This is a genomic window from Dolichospermum circinale AWQC131C, from assembly GCF_000426905.1.
Lineage (GTDB): Bacteria > Cyanobacteriota > Cyanobacteriia > Cyanobacteriales > Nostocaceae > Dolichospermum > Dolichospermum circinale.
In genome coordinates this window covers 113,999-131,978 of record NZ_KE384601.1, presented here as the reverse complement: position 1 = coordinate 131,978, position 17,980 = coordinate 113,999, and the positions used below count along the sequence as shown (strand labels likewise).

The 17,980-nt window shown below is 37.6% G+C and carries 14 protein-coding genes, 1 tRNA gene and 1 pseudogene; 7 read left to right on the top strand and 9 right to left on the bottom strand.

What is annotated here, in order from left to right; translation table 11 throughout:
• Window positions 1-79: 79 nt before the first annotated feature.
• The 3 genes from ACIR131C_RS0107395 to ftsH2 form a co-directional block, all read right to left on the bottom strand.
• Window positions 80-502: a tellurite resistance TerB family protein gene (locus ACIR131C_RS0107395; RefSeq protein ID WP_028089680.1), complete on the bottom strand. Its 423-nt coding sequence runs from the start codon at window positions 500-502 to the stop codon at window positions 80-82.
• Between the two features lie 57 nt (window positions 503-559).
• Complete coding sequence (locus ACIR131C_RS0107390; RefSeq protein WP_028089679.1) at window positions 560-1,900, bottom strand: 16S rRNA (cytosine(967)-C(5))-methyltransferase; 1,341 nt, start codon at window positions 1,898-1,900, stop codon at window positions 560-562.
• A gap of 808 nt (window positions 1,901-2,708) precedes the next feature.
• Entirely contained in the window at window positions 2,709-4,595 is a 1,887-nt protein-coding gene (gene ftsH2 / locus ACIR131C_RS0107385) for an ATP-dependent zinc metalloprotease FtsH2 (RefSeq protein ID WP_028089678.1), read from the bottom strand.
• Window positions 4,596-5,380: 785 nt separating this feature from the next.
• Here ftsH2 and ACIR131C_RS0107380 point away from each other — a divergent pair.
• From ACIR131C_RS0107380 to ACIR131C_RS0107370, 3 genes are all read left to right on the top strand, one after another.
• On the top strand, window positions 5,381-6,409 hold the full coding sequence (locus ACIR131C_RS0107380) for a hypothetical protein (RefSeq protein WP_028089677.1): 1,029 nt from the start codon (window positions 5,381-5,383) through the stop codon (window positions 6,407-6,409).
• Window positions 6,410-6,546: 137 nt separating this feature from the next.
• Window positions 6,547-6,906 (top strand): CU044_2847 family protein, encoded by a 360-nt coding sequence (locus ACIR131C_RS0107375; RefSeq protein WP_155963046.1) that lies wholly within the window; start codon window positions 6,547-6,549, stop codon window positions 6,904-6,906.
• Entirely contained in the window at window positions 6,893-10,930 is a 4,038-nt protein-coding gene (locus ACIR131C_RS0107370; protein ID WP_028089675.1) for an nSTAND1 domain-containing NTPase, read from the top strand. The genes ACIR131C_RS0107375 and ACIR131C_RS0107370 overlap by 14 nt, the downstream gene beginning before the upstream one ends.
• Here ACIR131C_RS0107370 and ACIR131C_RS24380 read toward each other — a convergent pair.
• From ACIR131C_RS24380 to ACIR131C_RS0107355, 4 genes and pseudogenes are all read right to left on the bottom strand, one after another.
• Window positions 10,871-11,152 (bottom strand): annotated as a pseudogene (locus ACIR131C_RS24380) (DNA polymerase I); the annotation flags it as partial. The gene ACIR131C_RS0107370 and the pseudogene ACIR131C_RS24380 overlap by 60 nt on opposite strands.
• Window positions 11,153-11,204: 52 nt before the next feature.
• Window positions 11,205-11,681, bottom strand: a complete 477-nt coding sequence (locus tag ACIR131C_RS0107365) for a hypothetical protein (RefSeq protein ID WP_028083739.1) — start codon at window positions 11,679-11,681, stop codon at window positions 11,205-11,207.
• Window positions 11,682-11,811: 130 nt separating this feature from the next.
• Entirely contained in the window at window positions 11,812-13,254 is a 1,443-nt protein-coding gene (gene gltX / locus ACIR131C_RS0107360; RefSeq protein ID WP_028089674.1) for a glutamate--tRNA ligase, read from the bottom strand.
• Between the two features lie 195 nt (window positions 13,255-13,449).
• A tRNA-His gene (locus ACIR131C_RS0107355) sits at window positions 13,450-13,522 on the bottom strand.
• A 123-nt stretch (window positions 13,523-13,645) separates the two neighbouring features.
• Here ACIR131C_RS0107355 and ACIR131C_RS0107350 point away from each other — a divergent pair.
• From ACIR131C_RS0107350 to cobA, 3 genes are read left to right on the top strand one after another with little or no spacing between them, the layout of a single operon-like run.
• Window positions 13,646-14,026: a DUF4359 domain-containing protein gene (locus ACIR131C_RS0107350; protein ID WP_028089673.1), complete on the top strand. Its 381-nt coding sequence runs from the start codon at window positions 13,646-13,648 to the stop codon at window positions 14,024-14,026.
• Window positions 14,027-14,062: 36 nt separating this feature from the next.
• Window positions 14,063-14,797 carry a sirohydrochlorin chelatase gene (locus tag ACIR131C_RS0107345; RefSeq protein ID WP_028083742.1) on the top strand — a complete coding sequence of 245 codons (735 nt, stop codon included), beginning with the start codon at window positions 14,063-14,065 and terminating at the stop codon, window positions 14,795-14,797.
• A complete protein-coding gene (cobA, locus tag ACIR131C_RS0107340) occupies window positions 14,790-15,542 on the top strand; it encodes a uroporphyrinogen-III C-methyltransferase (RefSeq protein WP_028089672.1) in 753 nt (250 codons plus the stop codon). The genes ACIR131C_RS0107345 and cobA overlap by 8 nt, the downstream gene beginning before the upstream one ends.
• 39 nt (window positions 15,543-15,581) lie before the next feature.
• On the opposite strand, the gene ACIR131C_RS0107335 is transcribed toward cobA, so the two are convergent.
• On the bottom strand, window positions 15,582-16,394 hold the full coding sequence (locus tag ACIR131C_RS0107335; RefSeq protein ID WP_028089671.1) for an Rpn family recombination-promoting nuclease/putative transposase: 813 nt from the start codon (window positions 16,392-16,394) through the stop codon (window positions 15,582-15,584).
• A 196-nt stretch (window positions 16,395-16,590) separates the two neighbouring features.
• Here ACIR131C_RS0107335 and dcm point away from each other — a divergent pair, with 196 nt between their 5' ends.
• Window positions 16,591-17,538 carry a DNA (cytosine-5-)-methyltransferase gene (dcm, locus tag ACIR131C_RS0107330; RefSeq protein ID WP_028089670.1) on the top strand — a complete coding sequence of 316 codons (948 nt, stop codon included), beginning with the start codon at window positions 16,591-16,593 and terminating at the stop codon, window positions 17,536-17,538.
• Between the two features lie 68 nt (window positions 17,539-17,606).
• Here the strand turns inward: dcm and ACIR131C_RS0107325 are convergent.
• A partial coding sequence (locus ACIR131C_RS0107325) for a hypothetical protein (protein WP_028089669.1) occupies window positions 17,607-17,980 on the bottom strand: 374 nt, incomplete at its 5' end.

Genomic DNA, 17,980 nt, shown 5'->3' with positions numbered 1-17,980 from the left:
ACCCATTACCCATTACCCATTACCCATTACCCATTACCCATTACCCATTACCCATTACCCATTGCCCATTAACCATTACCTAATTCTGTACGTCAACACAACGACGGTATAGCTTTTGAATTTGCTTCAGCAGTATAGTGTGTGCTGCTTGGTTAGCACCACTAGACTTACTTAACTCTGTCAATTGGGTCAGAAGTCTTGCTTCCTCAATGGCTATATCACCATCACTATAAATCAAGCCACTTATCGCTTCAATTAAATTCTCATAATCTTCCTGTGTTGGGCGATCGCCTAAATACTCTTTCACCCATTTATAACAGTCCTTCGGCTTCACTGGCACTAATTCATACAACCAAGGCTTAATTTCAGGATCACTAGCTAAACCCTTAGCTTGAGCTATTTCCCGCAAATATTGCCGTTCTTCCGGCTGGATTTTACCATCAATCCAAGCTGCTCCAATCAGGATTTTTACTAGGTTTTTGACATGGGAATTATTAACCATTGTTGCCTCCTCTGGTAGATTCCGGCTTTGATTAGATCTTACAATCACTGTTGATATTCACTGAGAATCCTTAGATTTTTTTAAGCGCACCATGAAAAAACCATCCATATCCCGTTGGTGAGGCCAGACCTTCAACCAACCAGGAGTAGTATGATTAAATAACTCAAAAGGGTGTGGCTCTATTTGCCAATGGGGGTTTGCTGCTAAAAATTCCGAAATCACCTGCTCATTCTCCCCTGGGTGTAATGTACAAGTTGCATAAACTAAAACGCCTCCGGGCTTGACAAAAGTTGCATTATGTGATAATAATTGTTTTTGTAATTGGCAAAGTTCTTGTACCGAACCAGGAGTTTGTCGCCAACGCGCATCTGCGTGTCTGTGCATAGTTCCCAAACCGGAACAAGGAGCATCAAGTAATACACAGTCAGCCGTTTGAGAGAATTGCGGTAAATTACGGCTATCTCCTATATAAGTATGAATAGATTGTAAATGCAGACGTTGGGCATTTTCCTTTAATTTGCGTAATCGAGAAGCAGTTTGATCACAAGCCCAGATTTTACCCTCATCTCCCATTAATTCCGCAATATGGGTAGTTTTTCCCCCCGGTGCTGCACAAGCATCAATTACCACATCACCAGGTTTAGGGTCAAGCAAATAACCAACTAACTGGGCGCTACTATCTTGGACAGTCCACCAACCTGCACAGAAACCCGGTAAATTTTGAATTGGTCCGTTGTTACCAATTAATCGTAAAGCTTGGGGTAAATTAGGAATAGATTTAACTAAAATACCGGCAGCTTCAAAAGCTGATTTTACCTCTTTTAAGGAACTACGCAGGATATTTATTCTTAAATCAATTGTCGGGGTTTGATTCATCCAGATACACAGTTTTTCTGTTTCTTCAAAGCCCAATTGTGATAACCAAACTTCAATTATCCAATTGGGAAAACTGTGTAAAATCCCCAATTTTTCTACGGAATTTTCTGGTAAAATTAAAGGTTCTGAAGATTTTTCTAAAAGTCGAAGATATTGACGTAATAAACCATTCACAAAACCAGTTAAACCAGGAAAACCATTTTCCTTGGCTAATTCAACAGTGGTATTTACAGCCGCAGAAACAGGGATTCTTTCCTGATAACGTAGTTGATAAAAACCCAGATGTAAAATTGTGCGGAGGTCTTTTGGTTGTTGTTGGTTTTTCTTGGTAGCAAGTTGGTCAATGATAGCATCTAAAGTCCGTTGTCTTCTCACACTACCATAGACTAATTCTGTCATTAACCGGCGATCGTTGTCCGGTAACTTAAACTTTTGTAATACCCGGTCTAGAGCTACATCAGTATAAGCTCCTTTATGAACTTCTTTGAGGGCAATAAAAGCTACTTGGCGGGGGTTGGTCATGAAATTAAGTGAATAGGACTTACCCAGGCAAAAACGAACAACAGATATTACATTAATTACGCAAATCTATTGGCACAAGCTGGTAACATATTAACTCTTTGGCAATGCCCACATAGAGGCTCTAGCTAGAGTGTAACATAAATCATTCCCAGACTCCCGCTGGGAATGCCCACATAAATAAATAGTAGGGTGTGTTAGCGATTAGTAACGCACGATTTTAAATCATTGACTAATCATACAGCAGATTTCATCTTCAAGAGGTAGACTTTTAGCGGGCAAGATGCCCGCACCACAAGATTTTTATCATTAATATCTATACTTCATAATATCGGAAACTGCTGTAAAATCCCTATCTTCATGTACATCCTTTAATCAGGACAGGGAACAGCCAACAAGACGCAAAAAACCGCGAAAAATTTGATTTTTGGTGTTGACAAAGGATTTTAAATATGTTATACTTATTTTGATAAGGAAGAACTATCTTAAATTATTTAATTAGGGCTGGCTGATAGCGCAGCGTGGAGTTAGCCATATAAACCTAAAACCATTTATTAACAAAGGTTTTCGCGGATTTTTACCACAAAAAAGTGCAAGGTTTTGGCTAATGGTGTCTCAAAATGAATTACATTTTTCTTTGTCGGACTTGGAAAATTGAGGATATCCAGACAGTTAAAACTGTTCCCAGTTAAGAGTTAAGAGTTAAGAGTTCCCTGTCCTCACAGACAAATTTTTCAGCAAGCCCTAATTAATAAAACAACAAAATCCCCAACTTCTCAAAGAAGTCGGGGATATAGTTCAAAATCAAGCTTTACAGCATAGGTACAAACTGAGACTTATCGGGTACTTCCGCGTACTCGGCTACGATTTGTCTAAGTTCGTCACCATTAATGGTTTCTTTTTCAATCAACAAATCAACTAGACGATCTGCAAGGCTACGATGATCACGCATGATCTTCTTAGCGTTAGCATAGCATTCTTCCACAATCATTCTCACTTGTGCATCAATGCGACAAGCGATAGACTCGGAATACTCGGAACGGGTTGTCCAGTCACGACCCAGGAACACCTCACCCTGTTGGCTTTCCAGAGATAAAGGACCTAAATCAGACATTCCGAACCGTGTTACCATTTGTCGAGCCATTCCTGATAACTGCTGTAAATCTCCACCAGCGCCAGTTGTCACTTCTGCTGCTCCAAAAATTACTTCCTCAGCAGCCCGACCACCTAAAGCCCCGGTAATTCTAGCCTTTAGTTGAGAACGACTAATTAGACCTTGTTCTTCATTAGGTGTAAACCAAGTTAAGCCCTGGGCTTGTCCTCTGGGAATCAAAGTCACCTTTTGGACAGGGTCATGGTCTTTAAGTAAAGTTCCCACCAAAGCGTGTCCAATTTCATGGTAAGCAATCAACCGCTTACTCTTGCTGTCTACCAGGGGAGTACCTTCCATCCCCGCAACTACGCGGTCTACAGCATCATCAATTTCCGCTAAAGTGATACCCTCTTTGCGTCTTCTAGCAGTGAGAATAGCCGCTTCATTGAGCAGATTAGCTAAATCTGCACCGGTAAATCCTGGAGTTCGACGCGCGATCGCTTCCAAGGACACGCTATCATCCAACTTCTTATTTCTAGCATGAACCTGTAATACTTCCAAACGTCCTTTAATGTCTGGAGCATCTACCGTTACTTGTCTATCGAAACGACCAGGACGCAACAAAGCCGCATCTAGGACATCAGGGCGGTTGGTAGCAGCAATAATAATAATGCCAGTATTGCCTTCAAAACCATCCATTTCCGTTAATAATTGATTAAGGGTTTGTTCCCGTTCATCATTGCCACCACCAATACCAGCGCCCCGTTGACGACCCACAGCGTCAATTTCATCAATAAAGATAATACAGGGAGCGTTATCTTTCGCTTTCTTAAACAAATCACGGACACGGGAAGCACCCACACCCACGAACATTTCTACAAATTCCGAACCGGAAATACTGAAAAAAGGAACACCAGCTTCACCAGCGATCGCTTTAGCGAGTAAAGTTTTACCAGTTCCCGGAGGTCCAACTAATAGTACACCCTTGGGAATCCGAGCGCCAACAGCGGTAAATTTCTCAGGTTGTTTCAGGAAGGTGACAACTTCTTGTAATTCTTCCTTTGCTTCTTCAATTCCTGCCACATCATCGAATTTTACCCCAGTTTTCGCCTCCATTTGGAAACGAGCGCGGGATTTGCCAAAATTCATCGCTTGTCCAGGACCACCGGGAAGATTGTTAGAACGCCGGAACAAAAAGAAAAGTCCCGTAATCAATAAAACTGGGAAAATCAAATTACTCAAAAGTCCCCAAATTGCCCCATTATTTCGCATTGGATGGGCATCAAAACTTACTTCTTTCTGTTTCAACTTTTGGATCAATTCCGGGGCGTTCACGGGCAAATCTACCCGCCAGAGTTGAGTGCGATTTTCGATGTCTTGGTCATTGGCCTCAATAATTGCCGTTCTCCCACCATCGTAAAGATCCACATTAATAACACGATCTGCGTCCAAATATTCCAGAAAGCGACCGTAGGTCATGCGGGTATTGGCCGCATTTTTACTCATGTCCGCAGAATTGCCTGTAAAAGTGCCTTGCCAGAAGAAAAAGCCAATTACTAAGGCCAGCACTGACCAAAGTGCTACGATTCTCCAAGAAAATTTCATCTTTAATTTGCCTCTAGATACTAATATGACTGCTTTTGTAACGGATGTTTATAAATCCATTTTGTAATTTGAGCCATAAAACCTCGGTTTGCTTATGGCAGATTCATGAAGTTTGTCTAGAATCTTAATTAAATTTAACCTAATTCTCATAGTAATACCAATTAAAAATTAAAAATTAAACGTTAAATATTCCCAAAGTCATACCCAGTAAGGATTTGGGGCTAATTTATATTTTGCTATCTCTATTACTAATTTTATGCTGGACTGCACAGGATTACCAAATTCATTTATTTTTCTTTATCTGTGTTTATCTGCGTTTATTGATATGGTTTATCTTTTCTATGCTTTGAAGCTTAATACTACGAAAGAGGTACAGAGAATGAACCACGAAGAAACGAAGAAGCGAAGGGAAGAGTGTTAGAGAGATTTTTCGTGATGGGTGATAGTGTCATCGCTGATCTTGTAACTAATCATCGTTTAAAATGAGGAAATTCCTGTACCTGTGGGTACTTCAGTAGGAGTTTGACTGATTTATTTCTCGCGTCAGGTTTGTGAGTGTTGGTGATCAGGAGGGTTAGGACTTACGCAACCATTGGTAGGGTGCGTAAGATATCAACAATCTGTTTATTTGCAGGATTTATGCAGTCTGACGCACCCTAAAACAGATTTTTGGTGTGACACTTGCGTAAGTCCCACATTATTGTAAACTTTATGTATGTTATGGTAATCTTAGTTAAGGCAATTGATATAGACCAATTTGCCTACGCAAAAATACTGTGATACGTATGAAATCAAATTTAGTAAAAGTTTCTGCTTTGATTGCTGGTTTATCAATAGCAACAGCGACAGTTAGCGTGACTAAAGTTGCTGAAGCTTTACCCCAGGATAGCAAGCTACAGTTTGTCCAAGATACGCAATCTGATACTCAACCAGAAGTAATAAAAGAACAAACAGGCAAACTGAAGATTGTTAATAATACTCCTTTTATGGCAATAGTGCAACTGTATCAACCTAATACAGATCAACCTTATAGATATGCTTATATTCCGCCTTGCTACGAAAGAAGTTTTCTGAATACCTATAGTAATTTGTGGCAAGTCAGTTTCAATAATCAGCAAAGAAAAGCTATCAACGATGTTTCTGACAAGACAGGAAATACTTTTGTGGTTAGAACATCTAACCTGAATCAGGATACAAATCGGACTTGCCTGTATAAGCTCACAGCGAAACCTGTTTTTTCCTTATCACACAAAGAATTCGTTAATGGCATCACCAAAGCATGGCATGAGATCGTAAAGTTACCAATCCCGGATATGTCTAAGCTGCCACGATTAGCAAGAGAGATAGAAAAACTAGACTTGCGCTTCTGGAATAGTTTTCCAATAGAAGTACAAAAATTGGGACATTCTAAACTTCAAGAATTTAAAGAAGCATTATTATCAATACCTCCCAATAGAGATGGATTAGATAAATTCAATGAGCTTTTGCAAAAAAATGGCTCAGAATCTATCGGTGATAAGCAATACCAAGAAATGTATGAATTAGCTAATATTAGCAATTCACAACATCAAACAAAAGTAGCTATGTTAGAAAAAAATACATTTTTTAATGGCAAGCCTATTCAACCAGGAGAAGATGGCATCGGTTTGACCCAAGCATCTGCAAAGGAAGCATCCAGTTTCGCGTCAGCTATCTATAAAAAAGATGTATTTCGAGTTTCTTCGATAATAGATTTTTCAAAATGGTATGCCTCTTATAGATACCAATCAAAACCCGAATCAGGAGCGTATAATGTAGCATTAGTCAGCAATTAATCACCGAATTAAATACCATAGATATCTCCATAAATTAAGAATAATTACTTTTTTCATAAGTATTTTATCAGCTTTTTTGGGAGATATCTATATTACTAAGTCTAGTAAATATCTTTTTTGTAATAAGGCAGTAAAACATGATGAGTTATATTCAATTTACAACCGAAGATAATGAAACTATTTTAGTTGAGATTGATGAAGAAGAAATTTCTTCTAAAAAAGGAACAGTAAAAGTTGGACTAAAAAATAACATACAAGGAACTGTTGCAATGGCTCAAAGCTCATTTTCAACAGCTATTAAAAGTGCAATTAAATACAATGTTCAAGGATTGATTGAAGCAGTTCATAGCTTACCAGAACCTCCCAGTGAAATGGAGATTACGTTTGGATTAAAAGCAACGGCGGAAGTTGGAAATGTTGCTGTTGGCAAAATCAATGGTGACACAAATTACACCGTCAAGTTAGTGTGGAAGGCGGCTTCAAATGAGTCTAAGTGAAATGCAAAATGAGCTTCAATCTGGTATTGTTCGCATTTTAGATTCAGATGGTGATACTGCTGGCACGGGCTTTATTGTCTCTGATAAATTAGTTGTTACCTGCGCCCATGTAATTAGTCAAGCAGAAACACCGCCAGAAAGTGTAGATTTAGTTTTCCTCGTAGATGACCACAAGACGTTTACAGCGTCGGTAGTGATAGAGTATTGGCGTGATCAAGAACACGAAGATTTAGCTATTCTGCGGTTACAAGAACCCTTACCGGCAAAAGCTATTCCTTTCAAATTGGGTACTTCTGTACATATTGAAGGTCATCAATTTAAAACCTATGGCTTTCCCAGGAGTAAGCCAAAGAATGGAATGGGAGGCAAAGGAATTATTGATAATCCCACTAAAGCTGAGAATGGTTGTACTTTCATTCAATTAAGCAGTTCAGAAATTACAAATGGCTTCAGTGGTGCGCCAGTTTTGGATGAACAAACTAATCGAGTTGTTGGTGTGGTGGTAGAGCGGACATTACCAGAGTGGGAAGTGGTAGAAATCAAAAAGCAAAGAGGTATAGTGTCAACAGAACGGGGAAACAATACCGCGTTTGCTATTCCCACTTCTGTTTTATGCGAAGTCTGCCCCGAATTAAAAATCGAAGATATTTGTCCCTATGTAGGATTATCTGCGTTCACCGAGGCCGATGAAGATTATTTTCATGGACGAAACAAATTAATTACAGATTTAGCCAATAACTTGCGAGATTACCCCTACTTTTTGGCTGTTGTTGGATCTTCTGGTAGTGGTAAATCTTCAGTTGTTCGGGCAGGATTGTTTGCGAAACTAAAAGAAAACTCAGTCTTTGGTTTTGAAAATAGTAGAATTATTCAATTTCGTCCTGGGAATAACCCCCAAGAATCACTGGTAAAGGCTTTACAATCGGAAATTGAAATAAATAACTTTTGGGAAGAAGTTGAAAAATATTTGGACTTACCAAACTTACAAAATCGCACTATTATTTTTATCGATCAGTTTGAAGAACTATTTGCCCTCTGTTCTCCATCTATTCAAAAAGATTTTACCGAAGGATTGTTCAATCTGATCAACAAATCTTCGTTGATTACCCTGATTATCACAATTCGCTCAGATTTCTATGAACCTTTGCAAAATTCATGTTTTGGGGATTGGCTCAAAGGTGGTCAAGTAAATGTAAAATCCATGACTGACGAGGAAGTTAAGTCAGCGATCACTGAACCTGCAAAAAAAGTAGGATTACAATTACAACCTGGATTAGTAGAGCTAATTACTAGAGATATTAAAAATATAATGCATTTTCTACCATTATTAGAGTTCACCTTAGAACAACTATGGAAGGAAGAACATAAAAATAATTACTTGACTTGTCCAGTTTATTCACATATGGGAGGAGTAACAGTATCACTTGTACAAAAAGCAGAAACAACTTTTAATAAATTGAATCAATCAGAGCGACAATTAACTCGTCAGATTTTTACGCGCCTGATTAACTATGGTTCACCAGGCATTCCGGATACTCGACTTCCTCCTTTATCTATAGCAGAACTAGAAATCAACAGCCAAGAAAATCAAGATATTCATAGCCTGATTACAAAATTTGCAAATGAGCGTTTATTAGTTACAAGTTTTGATGAAAAGAGTAGAAGAGAAACTGTAGAGATTATTCATGACACTTTAATTAGTAACTGGAAAAGATTAGAAGATTGGGTGCAAGAAGACCGCGAGAACTTGCTACTGCGTCAGACAATTGATCAACAAGCTCTAGAATGGGAAAAGAATAACAGAAACGAAGGAGATTTAGTATTATCAGAAAATCGCTTAAAATTGGCTGATGCTTTATTGAAACAGAAAAACTTTTTAAGTGAAGTTCAGGCTGATTATGTAAGAGCTTGTCTGGATAAGCGTAAGAGAGATGAAGAACGCCAAGCCTTGGAAAAGTCTCTTACGCAAGAGAACTTAGAAGAGAAGATTTCTAGACTTGCTGAAGCCGCACGGAACGATTCAAAGGATAACAAAAAGCTGTCTGCATTAACCAAACTGATAGACGCAGGAATCCAGATAAAAAAATCATCCCAGATTGAAATTCGCCCAGAGGTGAAATTGCATTTTCTCATAACTTTTGGGCAAATTTTGACCGAAATTGCAGAAAAGAATAGTTTTGAGGTACATAAAAATGGGATAACTGGGGTAAGCTTCAGTCCTGACGGTCAAACAATCGCTTCTTCTAGTCTTGATAAAACTGTTAAGCTCTGGAGCTTTGATGGAAATTTGTTGCAAACTTTAGAGGGACATGAAGATCAGGTGATGGATGTCAGCTTCAGCCCTGACGGCGAAATGATCGCCTCCGCAAGTGAGGATAAAACCATTAAACTTTGGAGAAAATATACAGACGATCAAACTCAGTGGATACTATATAAAACTTATAAAACTCTAGCAGGCCATGAGAAGTCGGTTGTTGGTGTTAGCTTTAGCCCAGACAGTCAAATAATTGCTTCTGCTAGTGAAGATAAAACTGTCAAGCTCTGGGACAAAAATGGAAACCTGCTACATACTTTTAGTGATCATAAAGATGGTGTGATCAATGTGGCATTTAGTCCAGACAGTAAGCTGATTGCTTCTGCTAGTAAAGACCATACTATTAAACTTTGGGACTTAGAAAAAAAAGAGCTAAAAAGCAGTTCTGAAAAGCATTTTGCGGAAGTTTCAGCAGTAAGTTTTGGACATGACAGCAAAACTTTAATCTCAAGTGGATGGGATCAATATATCATGTTCTGGAATATTGATGGAAATGTGCCATCAGTCATACGTAGTGAACGGAATGAAGCAAAAGTTTACTATGTTACGTTCAGTCTAGATGGTGAAACAATTGCCGCAGTGAGTGAAGATGGTCTGATTACTCTCTGGGAGAAAAATGGTAATTCTAAAAGAACTTTTAAGGGACATCAAAAAAGCGTTACAAAAGTCAGTTTTAGTGCTGATAGCAAAACTCTTGTTTCTGGTAGTCTTGATAGAACTATAAAAATTTGGGATTGTACTACAAAATTTAATGGACATTCTAGTGAAATTTTAAAGATTGATTTCAGCTTGGATGGTAAGACAATTGCTACAGCCAGTGAAGACGGAACTGTCAAAATTTGGCATCGTAATGGTGAACTGCTCAAGAGCTTTAAAGATAAAGATAATGATGGCGCGGTTTTTGATATTAAATTTAACCCAGACGGAAAAACTATTGCTACTGCTAGTCAAAATAAAGTAAAAATTTGGAATTTTAAAGGCAAGAAGAAAGAACGCTTTTCAGAATATAACAGCTTTGTTAGTAGCATCAACTTTAATCCACAAGGAACAGAGATTGCAGTAGGCTATGCTGATGGAACGGTAATACTTTGGAATATTGATGATGATGAAAATAGGACTTTAACAAAGCATCTTGAGCAAGTCGATATGGTCACTTTCAGCCCTCAAGGAACAATGATTGCTACGGCTAGTTATGACAAAACTGTAAAGCTATGGGATCTTAACGGTGAGTTACTTGCCCATAGAGAGTATGAAAGTTCTGCTTATTATGTCAGTTTTAGTCACGATGGCAGACTAATTGCTACAGCTAGTATGACAAAAAATGATGCTCACCAAATTGAACTTTGGCATCCTAATGATAAATATCAACAAATACTTAAAGGAAATTTTAACAGTCGAGTAATGGGTCTCGGTTTTATTGCTGAGGGTAAAATTGTTGCTGCAATTACCGATGACCAAACTATAACACTCTGGAATAGTGCTGATGGAAAATTGCTACAGACTATTGAGGGAAATCATAATTTCTCTATTAGTGCTGCTTGTATTTTTAGTTCACAGAATGAAAACAGTGAGAATGAAAACAGTGCGATCGCGGTAGCCAATTCTGATGAGAAAAGAATCTGTTTATGGAGCTTAAGCTTAGAAGAATTATTAAGGAATAGTACCAACCAGATTAAGGATTTCCAACTTAATTTTGATACCAGTAGGTAAAGCATTTTGCAGCCTCTCAAATATCAGCAGAGGTTCAGAGTGGGAGAAGAACACACCATCAGTATCACTTTCAACCTGGATACCTCCCGCTTTTTCAATCACATCAATCATGAATCGCAGAATCCGTCTACCATAAGCTGTAACCAGTGCAGCAGCTTCCATATCGTTAAAACCAACACCAGAAGTCCCATAAAACCCAAACAACGAGTTGATTAACACTTTGAGAGCCGCTTCAGCTTGTTTAGCAGCTAATTCTCACAAGATGTCTAATCATTTACTTATCTCCCATAATTTTTAAGGTATAAGGTAGGGAATCATTTTCCTTGTAAGAACCAATCCAAATTTGGTAAGTTCCCGGTAGCCATTCACCAACAACACCAGGATTGTTACCATCAAAGTCATCATTACACCAAGTTCCACCAGGTCCTTTGATAATCATGGTCGTGTCCGCAGGACTGTTAACTACTAGTTTCAGGTATTCAAATTTACTCAATAGTTTCAGTGTATGATCGGGATCTTTATCCATAAATCCCTTACAAGGTCCAGTTGGTGTTGTTTCTGTTTTGGCTATTTGGCTTCCCGGTATTGAACCACCACTCATTCCCGTGACTGTCAATGGATCTGGGGAAAATGGATATTGAATGGTAACATCTCCAAAAATCTGGGAAACTGGTTGAGCATTAGCCACTTGATTAAATCCACCTGTAGTCCAGAGTATAATCATTCCTGTAGTCAATACTTTTTTGGACATTGTAATTATAGAAATTTGCTAAATAACTTTAAAGACATAAATTTACGGTCTCAAGTTCCTTTAGAGAAAAGACTTGAGTACCGCTGGGAGAATTTAAAATTCCAGAAAATTCTTACCCAATACTCAGTAATTAATTATTGCTAATTGCCTGATTTAAACGAGATTTATCTAAACCAATCTGATTTAATAGTAACCAAGATTGAATTAAATCTGGTCCATGTACGTCCCCGGTTAAAGCTGCTCTAAGCGATCGCATCACTAAGCCCTTTTTCACATTTTCCGATTTCACAACTTGCTTAATTATACCTTGGGCTATATCTGCTGATAAATTTGGCTGACTCTCTAAAGCTGTAATAATTGCTTGTAGTACAGTTTTAACACCTTCCTGCTGTAGTTGTTGACTACCTTCTTCAGTTAATTCTACACCATCAGTAAAAAATCCCTTGGTCATTTCCACAGCATCTACCAACCGAGTCAAACTAGCAGCAATTAACCCCGTTAATGATTCTAACCAAGGACGTTCTCTACCACCGTTAAATTGATAACCAGCTTTTTCCCAGAAGGGCATAAGTAAATCTGTAAGTTCCCCAACTGGCTTATGATGAAGATATTGGCTATTCAACCAGTCCAATTTATCCCAGTCAAATTTAGCACCAGCCTTATTCACTCTCTCAAAGCCAAAATCCTGAGCCGCTGATTCCAAATCAAAGATTTCTTGCGTAGAATCCCCTGGCGACCATCCTAGTAAAGTCATATAATTTACTAAAGCTTCCGCCGTAAAACCCAGATCCTGAAAGTCACAAATGGAAGTTACTCCATCTCGTTTCGAGAGTTTTCGCCCTTCTTGGTTTAAAATCAAGGGTGTATGGGCAAATTCGGGAATTTTTGCCCCCAAAGCTTCATATAGTAAAATCTGTTTAGCTGTATTAGCGATATGGTCTTCACCCCGAATCACATGAGTAATTTCCATATCAATATCATCCACAACCACCACAAAATTGTACAATGGTTGACCACTACCATCACTAGAAGCGCGAGCAATGACCATATCACCACCCAAATCACTACCACGCCAACTCATTTTACCCCGTACTAAGTCATTCCAAACAATTTCCCGATCATCGGCGATTTGGAAACGAATTACAGAAGAACGTCCTTGAGCTTCAAATTCTGCCCTTTGTTCTGGAGTTAAGTACCGATGACGGTTATCATAACGAGGTGCTTCACCTTTAGCTTTTTGCGCTTCTCGTAAAGCGTCTAACTCTTCAGATGTGGTATAACAGCGGTAAGCTAGTCCTTGATCTAGTAGTTTTTCAACTGCTTCCTTGTAAAGTTCTAAGCGTTGAGATTGGAAAAATGGACCTTCATCCCAATTCAATCCTAACCAGCGTAGTCCATTGAGAATATTATCTGTATATTCTGGACGCGATCGCTCTAAATCTGTATCTTCTATTCTTAGAATAAACTTGCCATGATGGTGACGAGCAAACAAATAATTAAATACAGCCGTTCTCGCTGTACCAATATGTAAATTTCCGGTGGGACTTGGAGCTATACGGACTCTGACGGTCACAGTTGATTCTCTCTTTTATACAGCATAATTAAACTTACTGATATAAAACCTATGAGTATATATGAATATCTCAGCATCTTACATTCAGCACTTTTGAACAGGAATAAGGAAACCTGAAACTTAATCACAGGTAACAGGCTTGATTATAACCCAATTTAAGTTTCTTTTCCTATTCCTAGATAGTATATTTTCCAGGGCGAACGATGGGACTCGAACCCACGAATGGTGGTACCACAAACCACTGCCTTAACCACTTGGCTACGCTCGCCATTTAACTTATTTTTCAATAATAGCACTAACTAAAAAAATGATCAAGCTTTTTTATCAGAAATTTAGATAATTTTCTTGGTAGTCTTTTAAAGACCAACAACTACCCACCTCAAGTTGAAATATGAAACTTTTAGCTACTCTCATCAGTGTAGGGGCAGTAAGTGTTACTATATTAGGGGTGATTATGGCCAAAACCAACCCCAATCAGACTGAGTATGAAAAGTATGCAGTTCACAAGCTGACAACATACTTAGAAACTGATGTATGTCAAAAGACTCCGAATTTCCTGGAAAGATTAATTAAAGTTGATTGTAATCAAATGCTTCAATCGCTTAAACCACAAATCAAAGAACTTATTACCAGTACGACCAACCGACAAGACTATATAATCTTTAGTATTTATAGAAGTGAAATTAAACTTGATTCGTGGATACCAGGTTACAAATTTGAAACTGTGGGAGCATTGAATCAATTTTATACTTACAATGCTGAACAAAAATAGGGAATAGGTAGGAATTTTACCAATGACAATTAACTAATGACTAACACAGCTTATCTTTTAGTATCTCACGGAAGTCGTGATCCTCGTCCAGATTTAGCCATGCAGCAATTAGCGAAGCTGTTAAGTGAGATGTTACCCCAAGGGGAAAACTTGATAGGTATTGCTACTCTAGAGGCCAATATCCAACCTTTACATCAACAAATTCAAGATTTCGCCGGTCAAGTTGCGGCTTTTGGCTGTAAAATAGTCCAAATTATCCCCCTATTTTTGTTACCGGGCTTTCATCTCATGACTGATATTCCCGCAGAAATAGCACTGGCACAAGAGGTAATAAATGAAAGCATAAAAATAGAATTATGTCCTCATGTCGGTAGTTATCCTGGGTTAGAAAAGTTTGTTTCTAGGATGATGATGACAGTAAAAGCTGATGTATCAATTATCCTAGCTCATGGTAGTCGTCGTCCTGGTTCTCATGCCCCTGTAGAAAATATAGCAGCTAGTGTGGGTGCATTTACAGCTTATTGGTCTGTACCTCCTAGTTTAGAACTAAGAGTCAAGGAATTGATTACCGCTGGTTATAAACAAATTGCGATTTTTCCCTATTTTTTATTTACAGGTGGCATAACTGATGCGATCGCTTTGGCAGTAGAAACGCTAAAATTGGAGTTTCCATCAGTAACTTTTCAACTCGCACCACCTTTAGGAACAAGTCGAGAATTTGCTGATTTAATCGGGGATTTGATCAAAGAAGGGGAAAAAGTTTTTGGGTAAAGTTTATTTAGTTGGTGCAGGTCCTGGAGATCCTGGACTCATGACTATCAAGGGCAAAGATTTATTAGCTTGTGCAGATGTGGTTATATATGATGCTTTGGTAAGTCCAGAAGTATTAAATATGATTAATCCCGCAGCAGAACAAATTAACGCGGGTAAACGAATGGGTAGACATTCTTTATTACAAGAAGCTACCACAGAATTACTGATAGAAAAGGCGGCAAATCATGATACCGTCGTCAGACTCAAAGGTGGTGATCCCTTTATTTTCGGTCGTGGTGGGGAAGAAATGGCAGAATTGGTAGCCGCAGGGATTCCTGTAGAAGTTGTACCAGGGATTACATCAGGAATAGCCGCAGCGGCCTATGCTGGTATTCCTTTAACCCATCGTCTTTATAGTTCTTCTGTAACTTTCGTGACTGGACATGAATCTGCTGGTAAGTATAAACCCCAGGTAAATTGGCCAGCCATAGCCCATGGTTCAGAAACCATCGTAATTTATATGGGTATACACAATTTACCCTACATTGTAGAGCAGTTAACTGTAGCTGGATTGAGTTTATATACCCCCATGGCCTTAATTCGTTGGGGAACTCGGCCAGAACAGGAAGAATTAATTGGTGAATTGGGGACAATTGTAGCACAAGCAACAGAAAAAGGATTTCTCGCACCAGCAATAGCCGTAATTGGTGCGGTCGTTAAAATGCACAGTATATTATCTGATTCTGTACAGGAGAAAAAATAGAGGAAAAGTTTGGTTAGGGTTACACTGATTAAATCCTTTTTATTTGTCCTTTGTGTTGATATTCTGTTGTTGAATAATCTCGCTAATTTCTGCCAAACTTAAATTTAAAACCTGTGCGATTTGTTCTCTAGTTAAACCCAATGCTATCAAACGAGGAACTGCGTCTAACTTGGCTTTGCGTTCACCTACTTCTATTCCCTCTTCTTTTGCTTCTTGATAAAATCGGGTTTGTTTTAACTCACTTAATCCAAACATAGCTTCTATTTCCTCCCTATTCATTCTTGGAAACTTGTAAATTAAAATTGTCTCAATGATTTGTAATAGTTGTTGCTGTTGAAGTTGAGAATTGATCTCTTGTTTAGTTCTAGTGATTAATTCTCTAGCTTGGGTAATGGAATTATCTGGGTTAGCGATGATTAGTTTTATTGTAGCAATCCCAATGGGTAAAGATGTTGTTTCTGCTAATTCCTCGAGATAAATAACTCGGACTCGTTGACTGGTGAAAAATTCTTGATAATGCTGAATATCTCTTGTATCTATGCTGCTGGTTGGATAGATAACTACCGCACTCCAGTGATTTTTGGGGTTGTTTTGGCGAATGTAAAGAAATATTTCGCTAAAAAGTCTATGGTAGAGATCCTTGTCTGATTGAAATTGTACTTCTAAAAAGTAGATGGGGTTATCTGTATTTTGGTTAGGTAAGAAAACTCCATCTATTCTCAAGGCTGTTTGTTTAACTTCAACTGATGAAAATTGATAAAGTTCGGCTAGTTGGGGGGAGTTACCAATCAGTTCAAAAAATATGCTAGGTATTTCTTGAAACAATCGGTAAAATATGCTGTCTGTTTTCATTTTAAAAAGTTGTTTTTAGCGATATCCAGGCTTTCATCAAGTGTTACCCCAAATTCTAGCGTATTAAACCCGGATTTTTATAAAGAAATCTATTTCATTAACGCACCCTACAGAATTTGCTGTATATTGAAACAATAAGTATTATAATATCAGCTTAAAATCATGTGTATATCAATATTTAAAAATGAGGATAAAAATGATGAAATTCATAGATTTGTTTTGTGGTACAGGGGGATTTAGAATAGCCGTTGAAATTATTTGTCATCAGTATAATATTTCCTCTCAATGTGTTTTTTCTAGTGATATTGATATAGACTCCCAAAAAATATATACAGCAAATTTTGGAAAAACTCCAGCAGGAGACATTACTAAAATTAATGAAAATGATATTCCAGAACATGATATATTATTGGCTGGTTTTCCCTGTCAACCTTTTAGTATTTGTGGAGAACTTAAAGGTTTTGCAGATACCAGAGGTACATTATTTTTTGATATTGCTAGAATTATTCAAGCTAAAAAACCCACAGCTTTTATATTAGAAAATGTCAAACAGTTACAAGGACATCAACAGGGAAAAACGTTAAAAATTATTATTGATAATTTACAAGATTTAGGATATTACACAGATTATAAAATTGTTAATGCCTTAAATTTTGGACTACCACAAAAACGAGAAAGAATTTTAATTATAGGTTTTAAAAATCAACATCATTATGAGAATTTTAAATGGCCATTGATAAAAATTCCCATGCAACCATTATCAACAATATTAGAAAATTCCGTTTCTGACTTTTATTATGCTTCGGAAAAGATTAGACAAAATCGGTTACAAAAAGTTAAACCTAATCAACAAGATGATCAACCAACAATATGGCATGAAAATAAATCTGGTAATATTAGTGTATATCCTTATTCTTGTGCATTAAGAGCAGGTGCATCTTATAATTATTTATTAGTTAATGGAGAAAGAAGGTTAACTGAAAGGGAAATGTTGAGATTACAAGGTTTTCCTGAATCTTATCAAATAGTGGGAAGTTATCAAACTATGAGGAAGTTAACGGGTAATGCTATTGCTATTCCCTGTGTGGCCAGTGTTATTGATATTATGATTAATTTGATGGTTACAATAAATAGTAAATATTGAAAATATTTACAAAATTATTTTTGATAAATGCCATAGTAATTTACCAAGAATTTATCATTCATTTAGTATTATTCCTCATCTTTATCTATATCCAGGTTTTCATCAATTGTTAGCCCAAATGGTAGGGTATTAAAGCCTAAGTTTTCTAAAGTTAAAATTGCTGTTTCCACTGATGAATTGTTGATTGTTTGTTGATTTACTAGAGATGTAAGTAATTCACAAACTCCCTGGTATTGACTGGTATTATAGTCAATCCAACGGTTAGAATATGCCAGTGCATCATGTAATGCCATTACCACTTCTGTATAGGGATCAAATGGTAATTTATCGCGCATGGTACGCATAGTACGCAGTAGGTTATCTGCATAAATAGATGCTATTGGTTCTCCAGAATAAGAGGAGAGTTTTTGTAAATCTATTAAGATAGATTTGGTGAATTCTA

Bases quoted from the DNA above. Each gene is read 5' to 3' on its own strand.
- ftsH2 (WP_028089678.1), bottom strand. From the start codon at position 4,595: ATGAAATTTTCTTGGAGAATCGTAGCACTTTGGTCAGTGCTGGCCTTA.
- ACIR131C_RS0107380 (WP_028089677.1), top strand. From the start codon at position 5,381: ATGAAATCAAATTTAGTAAAAGTTTCTGCTTTGATTGCTGGTTTATCA.
- ACIR131C_RS0107390 (WP_028089679.1), bottom strand. From the start codon at position 1,900: ATGACCAACCCCCGCCAAGTAGCTTTTATTGCCCTCAAAGAAGTTCAT.
- ACIR131C_RS0107395 (WP_028089680.1), bottom strand. From the start codon at position 502: ATGGTTAATAATTCCCATGTCAAAAACCTAGTAAAAATCCTGATTGGA.
- ACIR131C_RS0107335 (WP_028089671.1), bottom strand. From the start codon at position 16,394: ATGAAAACAGACAGCATATTTTACCGATTGTTTCAAGAAATACCTAGC.
- ACIR131C_RS0107370 (WP_028089675.1), top strand. From the start codon at position 6,893: ATGAGTCTAAGTGAAATGCAAAATGAGCTTCAATCTGGTATTGTTCGC.
- dcm (WP_028089670.1), top strand. From the start codon at position 16,591: ATGATGAAATTCATAGATTTGTTTTGTGGTACAGGGGGATTTAGAATA.
- ACIR131C_RS0107345 (WP_028083742.1), top strand. From the start codon at position 14,063: ATGACTAACACAGCTTATCTTTTAGTATCTCACGGAAGTCGTGATCCT.
- ACIR131C_RS0107350 (WP_028089673.1), top strand. From the start codon at position 13,646: ATGAAACTTTTAGCTACTCTCATCAGTGTAGGGGCAGTAAGTGTTACT.
- ACIR131C_RS0107365 (WP_028083739.1), bottom strand. From the start codon at position 11,681: ATGTCCAAAAAAGTATTGACTACAGGAATGATTATACTCTGGACTACA.
- ACIR131C_RS0107375 (WP_155963046.1), top strand. From the start codon at position 6,547: ATGATGAGTTATATTCAATTTACAACCGAAGATAATGAAACTATTTTA.